At 30.6% G+C, this 14,622-nt stretch carries 21 protein-coding genes and 1 tRNA gene; 18 read left to right on the top strand and 4 right to left on the bottom strand.

The features are described from left to right. The first annotated feature begins 48 nt into the window (after window positions 1-48). From EV145_RS11285 to EV145_RS11210, 16 genes are all read left to right on the top strand, one after another. On the top strand, window positions 49-1,248 hold the full coding sequence (locus tag EV145_RS11285; protein ID WP_133525326.1) for a hypothetical protein: 1,200 nt from the start codon (window positions 49-51) through the stop codon (window positions 1,246-1,248). Window positions 1,249-1,288: 40 nt separating this feature from the next. Next, a complete protein-coding gene (locus EV145_RS11280; protein WP_166638441.1) occupies window positions 1,289-1,615 on the top strand; it encodes a DUF4189 domain-containing protein in 327 nt (108 codons plus the stop codon). 130 nt (window positions 1,616-1,745) lie between these two features. After that, window positions 1,746-2,336: a hypothetical protein gene (locus EV145_RS11275; RefSeq protein ID WP_133525324.1), complete on the top strand. Its 591-nt coding sequence runs from the start codon at window positions 1,746-1,748 to the stop codon at window positions 2,334-2,336. A 22-nt stretch (window positions 2,337-2,358) separates the two neighbouring features. Beyond that, on the top strand, window positions 2,359-3,900 hold the full coding sequence (locus tag EV145_RS11270) for a hypothetical protein (RefSeq protein WP_133525323.1): 1,542 nt from the start codon (window positions 2,359-2,361) through the stop codon (window positions 3,898-3,900). Between the two features lie 99 nt (window positions 3,901-3,999). Next, window positions 4,000-4,458, top strand: coding sequence for a hypothetical protein (locus EV145_RS11265; protein WP_133525322.1), 459 nt, complete (start codon window positions 4,000-4,002; stop codon window positions 4,456-4,458). Window positions 4,459-4,490: 32 nt separating this feature from the next. Then, window positions 4,491-4,949, top strand: a complete 459-nt coding sequence (locus EV145_RS11260) for a hypothetical protein (RefSeq protein WP_133525321.1) — start codon at window positions 4,491-4,493, stop codon at window positions 4,947-4,949. Window positions 4,950-4,985: 36 nt separating this feature from the next. Next, entirely contained in the window at window positions 4,986-5,495 is a 510-nt protein-coding gene (locus EV145_RS11255; protein ID WP_133525320.1) for a hypothetical protein, read from the top strand. An 87-nt stretch (window positions 5,496-5,582) separates the two neighbouring features. Further along, window positions 5,583-6,026, top strand: a complete 444-nt coding sequence (locus EV145_RS11250; RefSeq protein WP_133525319.1) for a hypothetical protein — start codon at window positions 5,583-5,585, stop codon at window positions 6,024-6,026. Between the two features lie 5 nt (window positions 6,027-6,031). Continuing rightward, window positions 6,032-6,619 (top strand): hypothetical protein, encoded by a 588-nt coding sequence (locus EV145_RS11245; protein WP_133525318.1) that lies wholly within the window; start codon window positions 6,032-6,034, stop codon window positions 6,617-6,619. A 3-nt stretch (window positions 6,620-6,622) separates the two neighbouring features. Next, window positions 6,623-7,201, top strand: a complete 579-nt coding sequence (locus tag EV145_RS11240) for a hypothetical protein (RefSeq protein ID WP_133525317.1) — start codon at window positions 6,623-6,625, stop codon at window positions 7,199-7,201. Window positions 7,202-7,229: 28 nt separating this feature from the next. After that, window positions 7,230-8,177, top strand: coding sequence for a WG repeat-containing protein (locus EV145_RS11235; protein ID WP_133525316.1), 948 nt, complete (start codon window positions 7,230-7,232; stop codon window positions 8,175-8,177). Between the two features lie 62 nt (window positions 8,178-8,239). Next, window positions 8,240-8,701 carry a hypothetical protein gene (locus EV145_RS11230; RefSeq protein WP_133525315.1) on the top strand — a complete coding sequence of 154 codons (462 nt, stop codon included), beginning with the start codon at window positions 8,240-8,242 and terminating at the stop codon, window positions 8,699-8,701. 43 nt (window positions 8,702-8,744) lie between these two features. Next, window positions 8,745-9,377: a hypothetical protein gene (locus EV145_RS11225; protein WP_133525314.1), complete on the top strand. Its 633-nt coding sequence runs from the start codon at window positions 8,745-8,747 to the stop codon at window positions 9,375-9,377. A 96-nt stretch (window positions 9,378-9,473) separates the two neighbouring features. Further along, a complete protein-coding gene (locus EV145_RS11220) occupies window positions 9,474-10,652 on the top strand; it encodes a WG repeat-containing protein (RefSeq protein WP_133525313.1) in 1,179 nt (392 codons plus the stop codon). A 2-nt stretch (window positions 10,653-10,654) separates the two neighbouring features. Beyond that, entirely contained in the window at window positions 10,655-10,924 is a 270-nt protein-coding gene (locus EV145_RS11215; RefSeq protein ID WP_133525312.1) for a hypothetical protein, read from the top strand. Window positions 10,925-10,949: 25 nt separating this feature from the next. Next, a complete protein-coding gene (locus EV145_RS11210) occupies window positions 10,950-11,444 on the top strand; it encodes a hypothetical protein (RefSeq protein ID WP_133525311.1) in 495 nt (164 codons plus the stop codon). A 15-nt stretch (window positions 11,445-11,459) separates the two neighbouring features. Here the strand turns inward: EV145_RS11210 and EV145_RS11205 are convergent, their stop codons facing one another. The 3 genes from EV145_RS11205 to EV145_RS11195 all read right to left on the bottom strand — a co-directional run bounded on the left by EV145_RS11205 (window position 11,460) and on the right by EV145_RS11195 (window position 12,608). After that, complete coding sequence (locus tag EV145_RS11205) at window positions 11,460-11,849, bottom strand: hypothetical protein (RefSeq protein ID WP_133525310.1); 390 nt, start codon at window positions 11,847-11,849, stop codon at window positions 11,460-11,462. A gap of 1 nt (window position 11,850) precedes the next feature. After that, the gene (locus tag EV145_RS11200) at window positions 11,851-12,165 is read right to left on the bottom strand and encodes a peptidyl-tRNA hydrolase (protein WP_133525309.1); all 315 of its coding nucleotides are present in this window, start codon (window positions 12,163-12,165) and stop codon (window positions 11,851-11,853) included. Window positions 12,166-12,534: 369 nt separating this feature from the next. Next, a tRNA-Met gene (locus tag EV145_RS11195) sits at window positions 12,535-12,608 on the bottom strand. Between the two features lie 154 nt (window positions 12,609-12,762). On the opposite strand from EV145_RS11195, the gene EV145_RS11190 reads away from it, so the two are divergent. Together EV145_RS11190 and EV145_RS11185 are read left to right on the top strand one after the other, a co-directional pair. After that, complete coding sequence (locus EV145_RS11190) at window positions 12,763-13,155, top strand: START-like domain-containing protein (RefSeq protein ID WP_026727620.1); 393 nt, start codon at window positions 12,763-12,765, stop codon at window positions 13,153-13,155. Between the two features lie 54 nt (window positions 13,156-13,209). After that, window positions 13,210-14,046, top strand: coding sequence for an aminotransferase class IV (locus tag EV145_RS11185; protein ID WP_133525308.1), 837 nt, complete (start codon window positions 13,210-13,212; stop codon window positions 14,044-14,046). Here EV145_RS11185 and EV145_RS11180 read toward each other — a convergent pair. Then, on the bottom strand, window positions 14,043-14,603 hold the full coding sequence (locus tag EV145_RS11180; protein ID WP_133525307.1) for a YqgE/AlgH family protein: 561 nt from the start codon (window positions 14,601-14,603) through the stop codon (window positions 14,043-14,045). The two genes, EV145_RS11185 and EV145_RS11180, sit on opposite strands and share 4 nt — an antisense overlap. Between the last annotated feature and the right edge of the window lie 19 nt (window positions 14,604-14,622).

The raw sequence follows: 14,622 nt of genomic DNA, 5'->3' as shown, positions 1-14,622 counted from the left end.
ATCTATTTTTGTTTACATAAAAAGTTTTCGCAACTTTAAAATACCACCATGCTAAAAAAGAAAACTACTCTTAAATTTTTTATATTTTGCTTGCTTTTAATTTCTTTTAATGCTTTTTCGCAAACCGAAATCTACAAAACTAACCTTGTATTTGATGATTCTCAGTCACAAGAACTGTTTTGTTCTATGGCAATTTCAGACAATAAAATCCTTTTAAGTGCCAATAAAGATTTATACAATATTAATAAGGATAGTTTAAAAATTGTTTGGCAAACATCTCCAGGAATGAAATCTTGTAATTCTTTATATTTTCTGAAGGATACTTTTCTTTACTCAAGTTACCAAAATCAAGTTTTAAGATGTTCAGAATATGATTTGAAAACGGGTGCAAAAGTGAGGGATTTACTTATTGAATCTATAAATTCCAAACCACATTTTGTAGGTAAAATGATGTATTGCACTGCACTTTTTGATGGAGGTAAATTGATGGCTTATGATCTGGAAGAAAACAAGGTTGTATGGCAAAAAAATATAGGACACGGTGCTGATTTTCAACCAATTTACCTAAAAGACAAAATTATTGCCAACGCTGAAGATGAGAATTGGTTTGAAATTGACTATGATGGAAACTTCGTAAAAACAAAATCTAAAAAACATAATTATTTAGATTCGACTCAAATTTTTATAAAAAACTACAAATTTCTAACGCATGACGGTAAAGAAATTACTCATGATTTTTTAAAGAAAAACAGATTGTCAAATTCAGATTATAAAACTAAGACTAGTGACACACATACTTTTATACTGGCCGAACAGCAACTTTTGGTATTAGGCAAAAATAAAAAGAAAGTATTGCAATTGGATCTAGAAAAAGAGTTTCCTACTGAAAATTTCGATCAAGATGCTTACGGCAGCATTTTAGTCATTCATCCTGAAAGTATTTGGTTTTCCTACCAAAATTTCCTGATACACTATGATTTCATCAACAAAAAGCGTCTGAGAAAAGTTGATTTAACAAAATGGAATCCGCATCAGTTACTTGTAGAAAACAGAACCATTTGGTTGATTTCTAAAAATGATGCACAGCTTTATACATTAGATTTTGAACCAGATCATCAAACTGCTGAGATGTTGGCATTTAAAGCCAAAATGGATTTTGAGCGACATAGATGTTATGAACCAGATAAGGAAAGAATCGAATTGATGAAAGCTGCTCAGGAGAAATATAGAAAAGAAAGTACTAAATAAAATGAAAATTATGAAAAAACTAATTACTGTTTTCCTGCTCATGGCATCATCCAAATTCGGTGCACTAGCAATTGATAAAAGTAATGGTTTTTATTATAGTTGGTCATACGATCAATCAACTTTGGCCGATGCAGAAAAACGAGCTTTGGAAGAATGTAGTGAAAAGGGAGGAAAAGGAACAGTAGTACTAATATGGTCTGGTGAGGGTTGTGCTGCGTACCGAACTATTGCTGGAAGTAGTATAAATAATGCCTTTGGTTGGGGAGTTGCAAAAACCAAGCAAGAAGCTGACAATATTGCAACAAGTGAATGCCTGAAGCGAAGTAATGGCAAACCTGCTTCGAACTATGTATGGGCATGTAATTAATATTTACAAGTTGTGCGTCATGCAATCGCCAATGTCGACAGAAGAGACTTAAAACGGACAGTAAAAAAACTTTGATAAATCAGGGAAGCTGAAAACTGAATAGAGTAAGCAAAAGAAAACTTAAACAAAAATGAGAAAAATATTACTTATGTGCCTTTTAGCTTTGTGCTCCTTATCTTCATATGCTCAGGACAAAACCACATTAACCAAAGATGAAACCGTCAATTATTTAGGGAGAAAAATTAAAGAAATTGTCGGGCATTATAGAAAACCAAACGGGTATAACGAAAGGTTATATTTCGAAAACACTACTGTTTCATATAGTGACAATTTACTTATAATTGACACAAAAAGAAAGAACTTATTAGTAGACAATAACAACTGTGGATATTATGAATTAGGGAATACCGTAAGCTTTAATCCCAAAGATATAGTAGAAATAAAATATGAAGGAAAAAATGAGTCTGAACCTGTGGGTGTAATAAAAGTCATTTTCACATCCCAAGTATGCAAAGAAATACTGAACGCATATGGTTATAAAATGCAAAATAATAATGGCACATGCTACGATTGGCGTAATACAGACCATCAGGAATTCAGCAAAAAAGAAATACTTATCCCGTTTCTAGCTTCTGATTCTACAAATTTCACAAAAATCAAAAAAGCTCTTGAACATTTAAGAGATTTATGTAAAGCAGAGGACGACCCATTTGGCGAATAGATAAGGTTATACTTAGAAAATTATGATACAATATTATAAATATTTACTGTTAATCTTTACAGTACTTTCTCTAAAAGTATCCGCTCAGACTATAGGCATTGGTGATGTTACTAGTATTGAATCAAAAGCATTGACATTCGAGAGCAATAAAGCAAAAATTGCTCAATGTAAAGGGGAACTTTTAAGCCTTTACGCATTGCGCAACGATAAGATTCAGAAATTAAAAGATGAGTTATCTGCTCTTTACAAAGAAAGAGATGATTTGATTGCTGATATGAAGGTGGGTGCTAAATGTAGTCAATGTGGAAAATACAAATCGGAATTTGAAAAAGAAGGTAAAAGCTTTGAGCAACATTTAGGAGAAGTAAAAGGTTATGCAATACCAGCTACAACGGCAGAACTGGAAGCAGCAAGAAAAATGTTCACTGAAAAGATTGCTCTGAAAAAAGTGCAAATTCAAAACTTGGAGAAAGGAGATAATGCGGTTAACAAAAAACTAAATGAGATTAGTAATTTAGAAAAGGCTAATGAAAATTTATGTAAGGAAATAACAAGCCATAGTAAAAACTATGAAACCAACGTATTTTCTGAAGCTAAATCAAAACATGATAATTGGGTAAACGATTTAATGGCTTATGCTACTAATATTCTTATTGCAGATGATAATATAACAATTTTCAAGGCCAGAATAATCCGATACGAGCAGGAATTTCAAAAGGAAAGTGTGGCAATAAAAGAGCAAATAAAAAAAGAAAATTTAGAAGCACAAAATGAGAAAAATGCCAAAATAGTTACTAATCAGCAACAAATTAAAGAAATTCAAATTGAGCAAGCTAATTATCTAGCTCCTTTGGAAATTAATCTTATTAAATTAAAAGAGCAAAAGAATGAAACTGAAAAAGAGCTAATCAAATCGGCTATTAGTGACAGTATTAAAGCAACACTTACGGCAAGTTTGAATCAAATAATTGTGCAAATAACTTCACTTGAAAAAGACATACTTGACTACAACACAAACGTCAAAAATAAGATTACCTCATTAGAGAGTGAGAATAAAAAATTGACGGCTGAAGTATTTCAGTTAAATACGAATTTACCTAAACAACAGGCACAAGAAATTGCGAAGATTAAACTAATATATGACCAAAAGAAATTAGATGCAAGTCAGTCAGTGACGAAATCTACAACTGCACTTGCTAATGCAAAAAAGTTATATTTAGAAAAAGCAGAGTTCTATAAAAAACAAAACCAACTTTATGCTGACCAAGTAATTTCAGAAAGCAACAGAATGGTAATTGCTGGACAAAAAATTAGCTGTCCAATTTGGAATGAAGTTAGATTTAAAGTTATGACTAACTGGAATCAAGTATTTCCTTGTGTCAACAAACTAACAACTATGGCAAAACCTTATAGTTATAACGTTTTTAACTCATATTGTCCAGACAAATCATCGGCTTCATACATGGCACAGTATAAAAGTTTTGTAAATGGTTTGGATGAGGAAGACAAAAAAGCTGTGAAAGGAAACAGTAATGTATTTTGGTTTGAGTTGATTACTAAATAGTAGAAAACCATGCGACAAAGAAGCGCAAACGCACAACCTCTACTTCAACGGTAAGTGCAATTGTATAATATTGCACTTATTTTTTATAGCAAAAATAGAATGAAACTAAGAAACAAAACATATTGGTTATTGTGTTTGATTTTAAGCAGTGGTTTTACGAATGCACAGGTAAAGAAATCTGAATTCGATAAGACAGTTGACACGATCAATATTATTATCAAAGCAAATTCTCATGCGTATTATTGGCCTAGTAAACAATATAGTGCTTTTATAAAGAAAATTAGCGTTACAAAAGAAGGAATTGTGAGCTTTACTGACAGCATTCCTAAATCAGAAACTGAAACCAATAAAAAAGATTTAATACCTGATTGCTGTCCTAGGAAAAACTCAAGAACACTAAATTTATTTAAGATAAAGAAATGGGAGATCTATTTTCCGATAGCTTATTTAAAAGATGAAAATAAAGAGACTTTTGCCAAGTTCATAGGTTTCAAAAGAGCTGATTTAGAAATGTTAAAGGAGCAATTTGAAAAGTTGAAGTCCTTATGTGCGAAATAATTATCAGCAGTTTAAAAAATAAACAGTTTAAAATGACCAACCAATTTCTAATATATGCATTTCTGATATTCTCGGTTGGAGTTCAGGCACAATCAAAAGAAATGCTCGAAAAATACATCTCAGATAATTTAAGCTATCAGCACATAAAATATAAAACGGCAGGACAAGAATCTCAGATTAGCATTTATCAAATTGAGATTAAAAATTGTACAATGAGTTATCCAGTTTTTATAAAAAAAGGAGATAAGACAGAACGATTTACGGTTAGAATTCTTCTTTCAGGAACAAATGATATAACGATTGTTAAAAGTAAGGAAGGTTTTTATGCGATTACTTTCAAAACTAATGGGAAAAGTATTCTAAAAGAATATACTGACGGTACCTTAGTTCATGAAAAAATACAGATAATTCCTTTGAAAAAATACGATGCTAAAGCTTTGGAATATTTTAAAAAATTGAAGGGGATTTGCGAAAAGAAATCAACGGAATAAATTACTATTTTCTAAATCGAAAAAAAGCTATTTGACATGAGATTAAAAGGTATAGAAAAGCAATTTTGGTGGAATTTTGGACAAATCAAAGATTCAAAAGATATTCCTGAAGAAGTTTCTGGCGTGTCCGGGGTTGATGATCCGGAGTACAATGACGACTATTTTGCCATGCTTACCGAGAAAGTAAAAATTATGCATTCGATATATCTCAAAGAAACTCATATCACTGATGAAGGTGTAAAACACATTTCGAAATTGCAGGGACTAAAAAGTCTCACGCTCATGAAGCATCCCAAAATTACAAAAGTGAGTTTGCCATATCTTAATAAGCTTGTTGATTTAGAATATCTGGACATTTGGGACACAGGAATTCTATTAGAAGATCTGGTTGCATTAGATCAATTAAAGAATCTTAAAGAAGTGTATATTTCTTCAGCTAGAAAAATTGAAGACGAATTGGATAATGATGATGTTTTAGAGCAATTAATTGTACTGGAAGACCTTTTTTCTAACTGTGTTTTTTGGGTGGATTTTAAAAAGTATTGATAAACAATTATATAAACACTAAAGCTTTAGGCTAAATAAACAAGACTGAAAGAAAATTATAAAATAATAACCAATAAACAAAAAAACATGAAATCACTTTTTACACTTTTATTTTCGATTATGCTAATAGGTTCTGCAGTTGCACAAAACAAGAAAGAAACAGTAAAATGGCTAAACAAACACAAGAAATATATTACTATGATTAATCCGAGTGGTTATAGCAGTGAGGATTTTAAAGTAGAAATAACAGAGAGTTTTATTAGGGCAGAAAGTAGAGATGGTGATGATAAATATGAGACAAAAATGTATTGGTCAGAAATAAAAAAAACAACATTATGCTTTCTGGACGGTGAAAATGGTTATGTTTCATTAAATACAAATGACGAAAGCTATAGAGCACCTTCTATTACTTTATACATGTCAAATTATACATCAGAAATGAGAGAGAAATTAACCCAAATGGCTAATTTGAGCGGTACTGATGTAATGATGCGAACACTAGATATGAGAGGCATATCATTTGGTAAATAAAAAGTATGAAAAACCGAATCGCAATCTGTCTTTTTCTGGTAAATCTTTGTTGCGTTTATTCTCAGGAAACTGCTTTAGTAAAAACTGATTCCTGCGATTGCCGCCATCAAATTACAGAATTAGATATAGCGCTTCTTTGCTTTAATGTTGAAGACATGTATGAAGCAGATGAGCCAGAGAAAGGTTTCACTTTTGCTTTTGAAGAATCGCTGTGGAAAATGTCATGTGCTGTTCCCGGAGTAGATACCAGAGAAGAAGCGATAATGAAAGTGCAATGTATGTGGAATAAGTACAGGGAAAGAATCAGATGTTATGTTCATCCAACTTCTATTGCAGTAAATAAAAATATAACCAAATTTAGTTTAGATATTAATAATACCGTTTTTATCTATCAGGCAGTGCGCAAATATAATTTGGACATGAATTTTTTAGATCCGGCTGATAATAAAACTTTTTTAGATTTTGTTGAAGAAAGAGAAGAATACTTTCGAACTATAACGCCGGTTGATATTACAAAAGCAGATGAATATCAAAAGATATATCAACTTTTAAAAACACACGGAGCCAAACACTGCCGGGAGTTAATCAATTAAATTATGAAAATAATATTCAGAATAATTCTTTTTGCAATTATTGCTTTTCCTGTAAATGCTCAGACAGAAAAACATACGAAAGAAAAAATTGTAGCAGAAATTAAGGAATATTACAAGATGAAAAATTTCATCTATGTCAATGGCGCCAATACAGAAGATTTTGAAGGAAAAAGTTATAAAAATTTCATTGTTGAATTTTCTAATGATAACAGTATAATGACCTTTTGCTATGATTATCAGTATGAATATAATAGTTTAATGACTGATGTAAAAGATATATATATAATTAAAAATAAGATAGTTATTGATTTTAGTACAATTGAAAGTATAACCTTAAAAACGGTAAATAGTTTAGATGAAAATAAACAGCTTTTTGTGCTGAATTTTAAGTCGGAACCTAATAATGCAATAGAAAAATATGTTTCTGAAAAAGATCAAAATCTTCCTGAAATTCCTGAAAAAGTAACAGCAGATATAATTCCTTTAAGTGCAAATTGCTGTCCAAAAGAAGCTGTGGATATTATAAATAATAAAATTCTTCTCGCTTTTAATGAATTGATAAAGTTGCTACAAACAAACTAATTTCGAAAATAAAAAATAAATAAAAAGAATGAAAAAACTATTTACAATATGCTTTCTGATAACAATTTTATTTACTGCAAAAGGACAGGATTTGATTCGATTTACTGAAGAAGATAAAATTGGATTTAAAAATAAAGAGGGCGAAATTGTTATTCCAGCATTCTATAGTATAAGCCAATTTGAGAAAGGCTTTATTGCAGAAGAAATAAATGGTAAAGAGGGTACTGTCGATATCAACGGGAAAATATTAATCCCTTTTATTTATGACGATTTGTTGCCGTTTCATGAAGGTTTAGCAGAAGTAAAATTGAATGGTAAATTTGGTTTTATTGATGCAGCTGGCAAAGTCGTAGTTCCGATAAAATATAGTCTGACAACCTCTTTTGTAGAAGGTAATGCAGCAGTGCTTTTAAATCATAAAGTACGAATAGTTGATGTGACAGGTAAAGAAATAAAAGTGTTAAAATATGATACGATTAGAACTTTACTTTATGGTAGAAAATTGATTGAAGTAGGACTGAATAAAAAATGGGGCCGAATTGATTATCAGGGTAATGAAAAAACGAAACCAATTTACGATCTAATATGGCCAAAGGCTCCCTCCAATGTATTGTCATTTGCAAAATTAAATAGTAAAATGGGGATCATTGATAACAACGGAAATATAATTTTACCATTTGTATATGACTATATTTATAGGTGGGAAATAAATGAAGAAAAAAAGGATAAAAATAGATATTATAAGGTAGAAGCAGGTGGTAAGTTTGGTGTTATTGATTCTGAAGGAAAAGAAATTTTGCCAACGATATACGACAGAATTAATCACCTAAATCCAAATGATATCGAAGTTCAATTAGATGGTAAAATAGGATATTTAAATGCTCAAACGAATAAAATAATTTTTGTTAAAGTTGATGAAGAATTTAAAACATCATGGATGGAAGGAGCTAATAATATATATAATAGATTACAATAAAATTTGATTTTTACTCTATAATTTATTAGAAGATCAATTATGCAAAAGAAAAAAATAAAACCATGAAAAAGTATTTGTGTATTAGTCTAATGCTATTATTTTCAAATAATATATTTGCGCAAATTGATAAAATTGTTGGCAATTGGGCCGAAATTAAATGTGTACGTACCGATACTTTAGATATTGGAAGAGAAGAATTGCAAAAAAACTGGAAAGCTTACGTAAAAGGATATAAAACTCTTGACCCGGAAAAGTATACAGAAAGTTATTATATTTTTCCTGAAGAAGAAGATAAATTGAAACTAACAATCATAAAAGAAGAGGATTTCTTTTGGGCAACTGATGGCAAAAAACTGAAAGAAAAAATTGCTTACAATCCTGATTTTAAAGAATATTTCATCACCATAAAAAAGTATATGGGTTCTTACAGTTATATCGTTAGATATGATGTTATAGCAGATAAATTGTTGTTTTTGAATTATCGTTATGAAGAAGTTTCCAGTGAATTTGAAAGAAAAATATAAAAGATATGTTGCTAGTTTTTCTATAAATTTTAAAAAATAAGATATGTCAAATAATACATCCGAGAACAGTTTAATAATTCAAATTGTTCTGCTTCTGTTTATTATATTTGGTTACACCACTTATTTGTTTATTTCCAGAAGAAAAATTCTCAAGCAGAAAAACCAGGAGATTTTGGTTTCAAATTTTTCAGCTGGTATTGGTACTATTTTAAATAAAAAATTTGAACAAAAACTAAAGCAACGCACTATAAATGCTCATCAAATAATGGATCAAAGTGAGAGCGAAATGACCTATTCGCTCGTTTTACCATCAGATATAAAACTTATTGAAACAGAAAGCTGTTTATTAATAAATGGTTCGGTCGAAAGTATTGAAAAAATTTGCTACGAATTTTCAATTATGGATCAACTGCCTGAAGGTTTTTGTGTCCAGCTTGGCGATTGGAAACTATTTATATTTGGAGATAAACCACAAAGTAGCCGTGAAGATAAAATTATCGTTATGCCTGCAGACCACTGGTTGTTTATGAGCTGCAAGTTAAGCGAGAGTATTCATGGACATGAAATGCATCCGTATAATTATATTTATGAGCCGTTTACTTTTAAAACAATATTAGAATACGGTATTGGGGTCGAAGCAACAGATTATATTGGATATAATAGAGACAAGCTTTAAAAAAATCACGTCTCCTAATGAAGTTTCTGTAATTCAGATTCTAAATCAGAAAGCAGTTCGATGAATGAAAATATTAGCATTTATTAAAAATAAAATATGAAAAAACTACTATTACTTTGCCTTCTTTTGACTTTTGTATTTACAGCAAAAGCACAAGATTTAATACCTTATAATGATAATGGCTATATTGGTTTTAAAAACATTACAGGAAAAGTTGTTATTAAAGCAGAATATTATAAGTATCCAGATGATTTTCATGATGGGCTACTGCATGCTTTTGTCGATAATAAATATGGTTATGTAGATATAACAGGCAAAATAGTAATTCCGTTTATATATGAAGAGGCTACAACTTTTTATAAAGGATTTGCAGTTGTTCAAATAAACAATGTTGTATTTATAATTGACAAGACAGGCAAGGAAATTAAAAAGTTAAAATATGATTCTTTATCAATATCGAAAGATGATGTTGTTATGGTTAAACTAAATGGAAAATATGGAACAATTGATAAAAGCACAGGTAAAGAAATAATTCCTCCAATTTATGATAATACGTCTAGATTTAATAGGGATTTTGTACTAATAGTAACACTGGATAAAAAAAAGGGAATTATAAATAAGATAGGAGAGGTAATTGTACCAATACAATATGATAATATTAGTAGATTGAATGACTATATTTATAAAGCTCAAATGGGCGAAAAATTTGCTGTGCTTAATCCAGAATTAAAAGTAACTCCGGACTTTAAATATGATTCGATGCAGAGTTATTCAAGTGGTACTATTATGGTTAAAGTAGATGGTAAATGGGGTTTTTTAAATAATTTAGGAAAAGAATTAACTCCTGCGGAATATGATTTTGCCAAACATTTCATCGAGGGTTATGCGACAGTTTTAAAGAAAGGACGTTGGTATTTTGTGAATAATCACGGGGAGGAATTGCCTGTTGTTTATAATGGAACTGAGAATTATGATGACGTTAGTGGTCTTGTGGAAGGGTTTTGTATGGTACGGTTAAAAAATAAAATAGGTTTTATAAATAAAAATAGAAAACTTGTAGTTCCCCTTCTTTATGACAATGCAGGTTTTTATAATAATGGTCGTGCTAATGTAAAATTAAATGAGAAATGGGGTGTAATAGATGAAGCAGGAGATATAATCATACCTATCGAATATGATAAAGTGGATGTTTCTGATGATAACAATATACAAGCTACTAAAAATGGAAAAGATTTTTATTTTGATAAAAATGGAAAACCTATTGTAAAACCTTAAATATGACATTACTTTTCAGTGAAGCTTTTGAAACCTATATCCTCAATCAAAAAGCAATTTCGTGGGGATTTCAGCAGCAGATAAAAGTGCTTTTGCCAAATGGTTATTATGCTTATCCGTGCGGTTATTTTACCGAATATGAAAATGGATATAAAATGATTGCAAGCGGTGCTACACTTCACAAAACAGATATTCAGGAAGCTATGATTCTTGATCCTGATGGTGTTCCTATTGCCAGAGATACGGAAGATTTAAGATCATCTGAATTTTAGAAAACTAAAGTAAACCAATTTCGTTATGCATTTAAAAGGAAAAGAAAAACACTTTTGGAGAAGCTATTTCAGTATCAGCAGTCTTGCAGATATTCCTTTAGAAATTGGGCGTTTTAGAGCTATCGATGACGAAGTCGATGATCAGGTTTTGTTTTATTTGGCGTCAAGAATTCCAACGATTTATAATATTTATCTAAAATTCACACATGCAACTGACGAAGGAGTGAAACATATAAGCAATATTCAAAATCTAGAACAACTTACTTTAAGGGATCACAAAAACATCACAAATGAAGCTATTCCTTATCTCAATAAATTAGCCGATTTAGAATATCTGGATATTTTAAAAACTAAAATTCAGTTAGAAGATTTACCGGGATTATTTAATCTTCAAAAATTAAAAGAGTTGTACATTTCTTCTGAAAATCTTGATAAAGAATATCTTTTAGAACACGTCATAACCATGAAAGAAATACTTCCGAACTGCATTTTGTATATCAATTATGAAAGTTATGAGTAAAATGTAAGGTGTCTTCTATTGGATTAAATACTCCAAAATCTGTATTATTTCTACTGCATAATTTATCTCTAGATTTAGCGTATCATTTCCATTAGATTTAATCTGTATTGCATCTTCGATTTCGTTATAGTATATTACAAGTTCTGATGTTTCTATTATCCAATAATATTTGTTGTCAATTTTTTTATAAAGCTGATTAGTATAGGGCTTTTTTTCATAATTCGGGTTTTCCCAAATCTGTTTTGAGATGTCGATCAATAGATCTATAATTTCATTAGTGTCAGAATGTGTTAATAGACAGCAATCTGCATTCTCATATAAAAATTGCAGTGCAATACAATCTCCATTTTTCTGAATCAGAATATTTCCATTCTTAACAAACCAATTATAAATCTTATTTTCCATTTTAAATGTTTTGAGGTGTCCACATTTTTAAAAACTTAAATATTTTTGAGTATTCCTCTCTGGGACAAAAAGCCAAACAAACCTCTTTGTTGTTGAGAAAAGATTCGGTTAGCAAGACAAAATCATCTTCATTTTTAAGTTTTTCGAACTCAAGTTCATTGCATGTACAAACCACCTTTTTAAATATTCCATTTATCCATTTTATCATATCATCATTAGATTCGTATTTTTTGTAACAGGCCAATGAAGCATGTGCCGTTATTACTGGAACCAATTTATCTGGAATGTCATCTTTTACAATAATGTACATTTTCATATTTTACCGTTGTTTTCTGTCAGTTATAAAACTTAATGGATTATTTAATCATCTGCTTTTGATTTTAAATGATGTCCAGATTAAATTGCTCAAAAAAAGATGATAGATTATTAATGATAAAATTAGCTAAATTGATTTGATTTTTGAATGGTCTTTTTATAGAATACTCTTAACTCTTCACAACTACTTTTTATTTTATAAATTAAGGATGATGTAGCGTAACCTGAGGTCTGGTTGTCTATTAGTCACGTTGTTAGTGTTTTAGTTTTATTTTATTGTAGAATTCCTCACTTGAGCTCTTTATCAAGTGAGGAATTAATGTAAATAAAAAACCCTTAAACATTTGATGTTTAAGGGTTTTGACATTTGTAGCGAGGACGGGAGTTGAACCCGTGACCTCAGGGTTATGAATCCTGCGCTCTAACCAACTGAGCTACCTCGCCTGGACTGCAAACCGGAATGATTTCCTCATTGCGGGTGCAAAGATAGAAATAATATTAAAGCGTACAAGCATAAAATGAAGAAAAAAAAATATTTTTAAAAACGCATTGTTTTTGGACATATATTCTTATATTTCGAAAAAATTAAACGCAGCACATGGATTCAAAAATACGTTACGAAATCGAGTTCCCGATCAATTCTTCGCCGCAATTATTGTATCAATATATATCAACGCCTTCAGGTTTGTCAGAATGGTTTGCAGACAATGTAAATTCAAGAGGCGAATTTTTTACTTTCATCTGGAATGACTCGCAGGAAAAAGCGCGTTTAGCATCTAAAAAAACTGGCGAAAAAGTAAAATTTAAATGGGTTGATGAAAGCAGTAAGGATACCGAGTATTTTTTTGAACTGCATATTTTAGTTGATGAATTAACGAAAGATGTATCGCTAATGGTTGTTGATTTTGCTGAAAAAGAAGAAGTAGGTGAGGCTAAACAATTGTGGGAGAATCAAATCTCAGATTTGAAACATCTTATTGGTTCTGTTTAGTATAAAACTATTTTATCCCTTATATTTGCCCTGAACAAAATTCAGGGTTTTTTTATGATCAATTTTAACGGAAACATAGCACACGAAGAAAATATATTAACTCAAAATCGTGCTTTTCTATACGGAGACGGAGTTTTTGAAACAGTCAAAATTATAAACAATAAAATTTTGTTTCTAGAAGATCATTATTTCCGCTTAATGGCTTCAATGCGTGTCGTTAGAATGGAGATTCCTATGAATTTTACGATGGAATATTTTGAAGAACAAGTTTTGAAACTAGTACAGCAAAAAAATATTGCAGCATCAGCAAGAGCAAGAATTACTGTTTTTAGAAATGATGGCGGATTGTATTTGCCAAATACCAATGAAGTTTCGTTTTTAATTCATGCAACACCTCTTGAAAATACTTTATATGTGTTAAATACTGCTGTTTATGAAGTTGATTTATATAAAGACTTCTATGTAACCAAGCAATTATTATCGTCGATTAAAACGACAAATAAAATGATTAACGTAACAGGAAGTATTTTTGCTCACGAAAATGGTCTTGCAAATTGTATTTTGGTAAATGATGCAAAAAATGTAGTCGAAGCACTTCAAGGAAATTTGTTTATGCTTTCGGGTAAAAAATTAATTACGCCTCCAATTTCTGAAGGATGTCTAAACGGAATTATGCGCAAGCAAATTTTAGCCTTGGCAAAAAAAGTTGAAGGCATACAAGTGTCTGAAGAAATAATTTCACCGTTTGATCTTCAAAAAGCCGACGAATTATTCTTGACAAATGTAATCACAGGGATACAACCGATAACTAAATATCGAAAAAAAGAGTTTACAAGCAATCTGGCTCATTTATTAGTGCAGAAACTAAATGAGTCCATATCTGAAAATTAATTCAGATATGGGTTTTCAGGTGCATTTGACCAAATAAGATAATCACCGCCAAGCTCAAGAATTTGTTCTTTCCAGAAATGCGTGGTTGATTTCCCGATAATTTTGTTTTTGTAATTATTATCAGCGATGATCCAGGAGTTTCCCTGCATTTCATTTTCAAGCTGATTTTCATCCCAACCGGTATAACCTAAGAAAAAACGAATATTATTTTTACTAATAGATCCGTCGTTTATTAAGTCCTTCGTGGATTCAAAATCACCACCCCAATAAATTCCATTAGAAATCTCGACACTATTCGGGATCAGTTCTGGAATATTGTGAATGAAATATAGATTGTCCTGCTCAACAGGTCCTCCATTGTATATTTTAAAGTTGGCTTCAATCTCCGGTATTAAATCATTAATAGTATATTTTAAAGGCTTATTAATGATAAAACCAATTGATCCTTCTTTATTATGGTCTGCTAATAAAATTACCGATCTGTTAAATGATAAATCTCCAATTATTGAAGGCTCGGCAATAAGCAGGTGTCCTTTTTTTAATTTTTCTGAAATCATACGGCTACAATTTTTATTA

Source organism: Flavobacterium sp. 245 (assembly GCF_004362055.1).
In the GTDB taxonomy this organism is placed as follows: domain Bacteria; phylum Bacteroidota; class Bacteroidia; order Flavobacteriales; family Flavobacteriaceae; genus Flavobacterium.
Note: the sequence above shows the minus strand (reverse complement) of the source record. Positions and strands in the feature narration are given on the sequence as shown.

Bases quoted from the DNA above. Each gene is read 5' to 3' on its own strand.
- EV145_RS11285 (WP_133525326.1), top strand. From the start codon at position 49: ATGCTAAAAAAGAAAACTACTCTTAAATTTTTTATATTTTGCTTGCTT.
- EV145_RS11280 (WP_166638441.1), top strand. From the start codon at position 1,289: ATGGCATCATCCAAATTCGGTGCACTAGCAATTGATAAAAGTAATGGT.
- EV145_RS11275 (WP_133525324.1), top strand. From the start codon at position 1,746: ATGAGAAAAATATTACTTATGTGCCTTTTAGCTTTGTGCTCCTTATCT.
- EV145_RS11270 (WP_133525323.1), top strand. From the start codon at position 2,359: ATGATACAATATTATAAATATTTACTGTTAATCTTTACAGTACTTTCT.
- EV145_RS11265 (WP_133525322.1), top strand. From the start codon at position 4,000: ATGAAACTAAGAAACAAAACATATTGGTTATTGTGTTTGATTTTAAGC.
- EV145_RS11260 (WP_133525321.1), top strand. From the start codon at position 4,491: ATGACCAACCAATTTCTAATATATGCATTTCTGATATTCTCGGTTGGA.
- EV145_RS11255 (WP_133525320.1), top strand. From the start codon at position 4,986: ATGAGATTAAAAGGTATAGAAAAGCAATTTTGGTGGAATTTTGGACAA.
- EV145_RS11250 (WP_133525319.1), top strand. From the start codon at position 5,583: ATGAAATCACTTTTTACACTTTTATTTTCGATTATGCTAATAGGTTCT.
- EV145_RS11245 (WP_133525318.1), top strand. From the start codon at position 6,032: ATGAAAAACCGAATCGCAATCTGTCTTTTTCTGGTAAATCTTTGTTGC.
- EV145_RS11240 (WP_133525317.1), top strand. From the start codon at position 6,623: ATGAAAATAATATTCAGAATAATTCTTTTTGCAATTATTGCTTTTCCT.
- EV145_RS11235 (WP_133525316.1), top strand. From the start codon at position 7,230: ATGAAAAAACTATTTACAATATGCTTTCTGATAACAATTTTATTTACT.
- EV145_RS11230 (WP_133525315.1), top strand. From the start codon at position 8,240: ATGAAAAAGTATTTGTGTATTAGTCTAATGCTATTATTTTCAAATAAT.
- EV145_RS11225 (WP_133525314.1), top strand. From the start codon at position 8,745: ATGTCAAATAATACATCCGAGAACAGTTTAATAATTCAAATTGTTCTG.
- EV145_RS11220 (WP_133525313.1), top strand. From the start codon at position 9,474: ATGAAAAAACTACTATTACTTTGCCTTCTTTTGACTTTTGTATTTACA.
- EV145_RS11215 (WP_133525312.1), top strand. From the start codon at position 10,655: ATGACATTACTTTTCAGTGAAGCTTTTGAAACCTATATCCTCAATCAA.
- EV145_RS11210 (WP_133525311.1), top strand. From the start codon at position 10,950: ATGCATTTAAAAGGAAAAGAAAAACACTTTTGGAGAAGCTATTTCAGT.
- EV145_RS11205 (WP_133525310.1), bottom strand. From the start codon at position 11,849: ATGGAAAATAAGATTTATAATTGGTTTGTTAAGAATGGAAATATTCTG.
- EV145_RS11200 (WP_133525309.1), bottom strand. From the start codon at position 12,165: ATGAAAATGTACATTATTGTAAAAGATGACATTCCAGATAAATTGGTT.
- EV145_RS11190 (WP_026727620.1), top strand. From the start codon at position 12,763: ATGGATTCAAAAATACGTTACGAAATCGAGTTCCCGATCAATTCTTCG.
- EV145_RS11185 (WP_133525308.1), top strand. From the start codon at position 13,210: ATGATCAATTTTAACGGAAACATAGCACACGAAGAAAATATATTAACT.
- EV145_RS11180 (WP_133525307.1), bottom strand. From the start codon at position 14,603: ATGATTTCAGAAAAATTAAAAAAAGGACACCTGCTTATTGCCGAGCCT.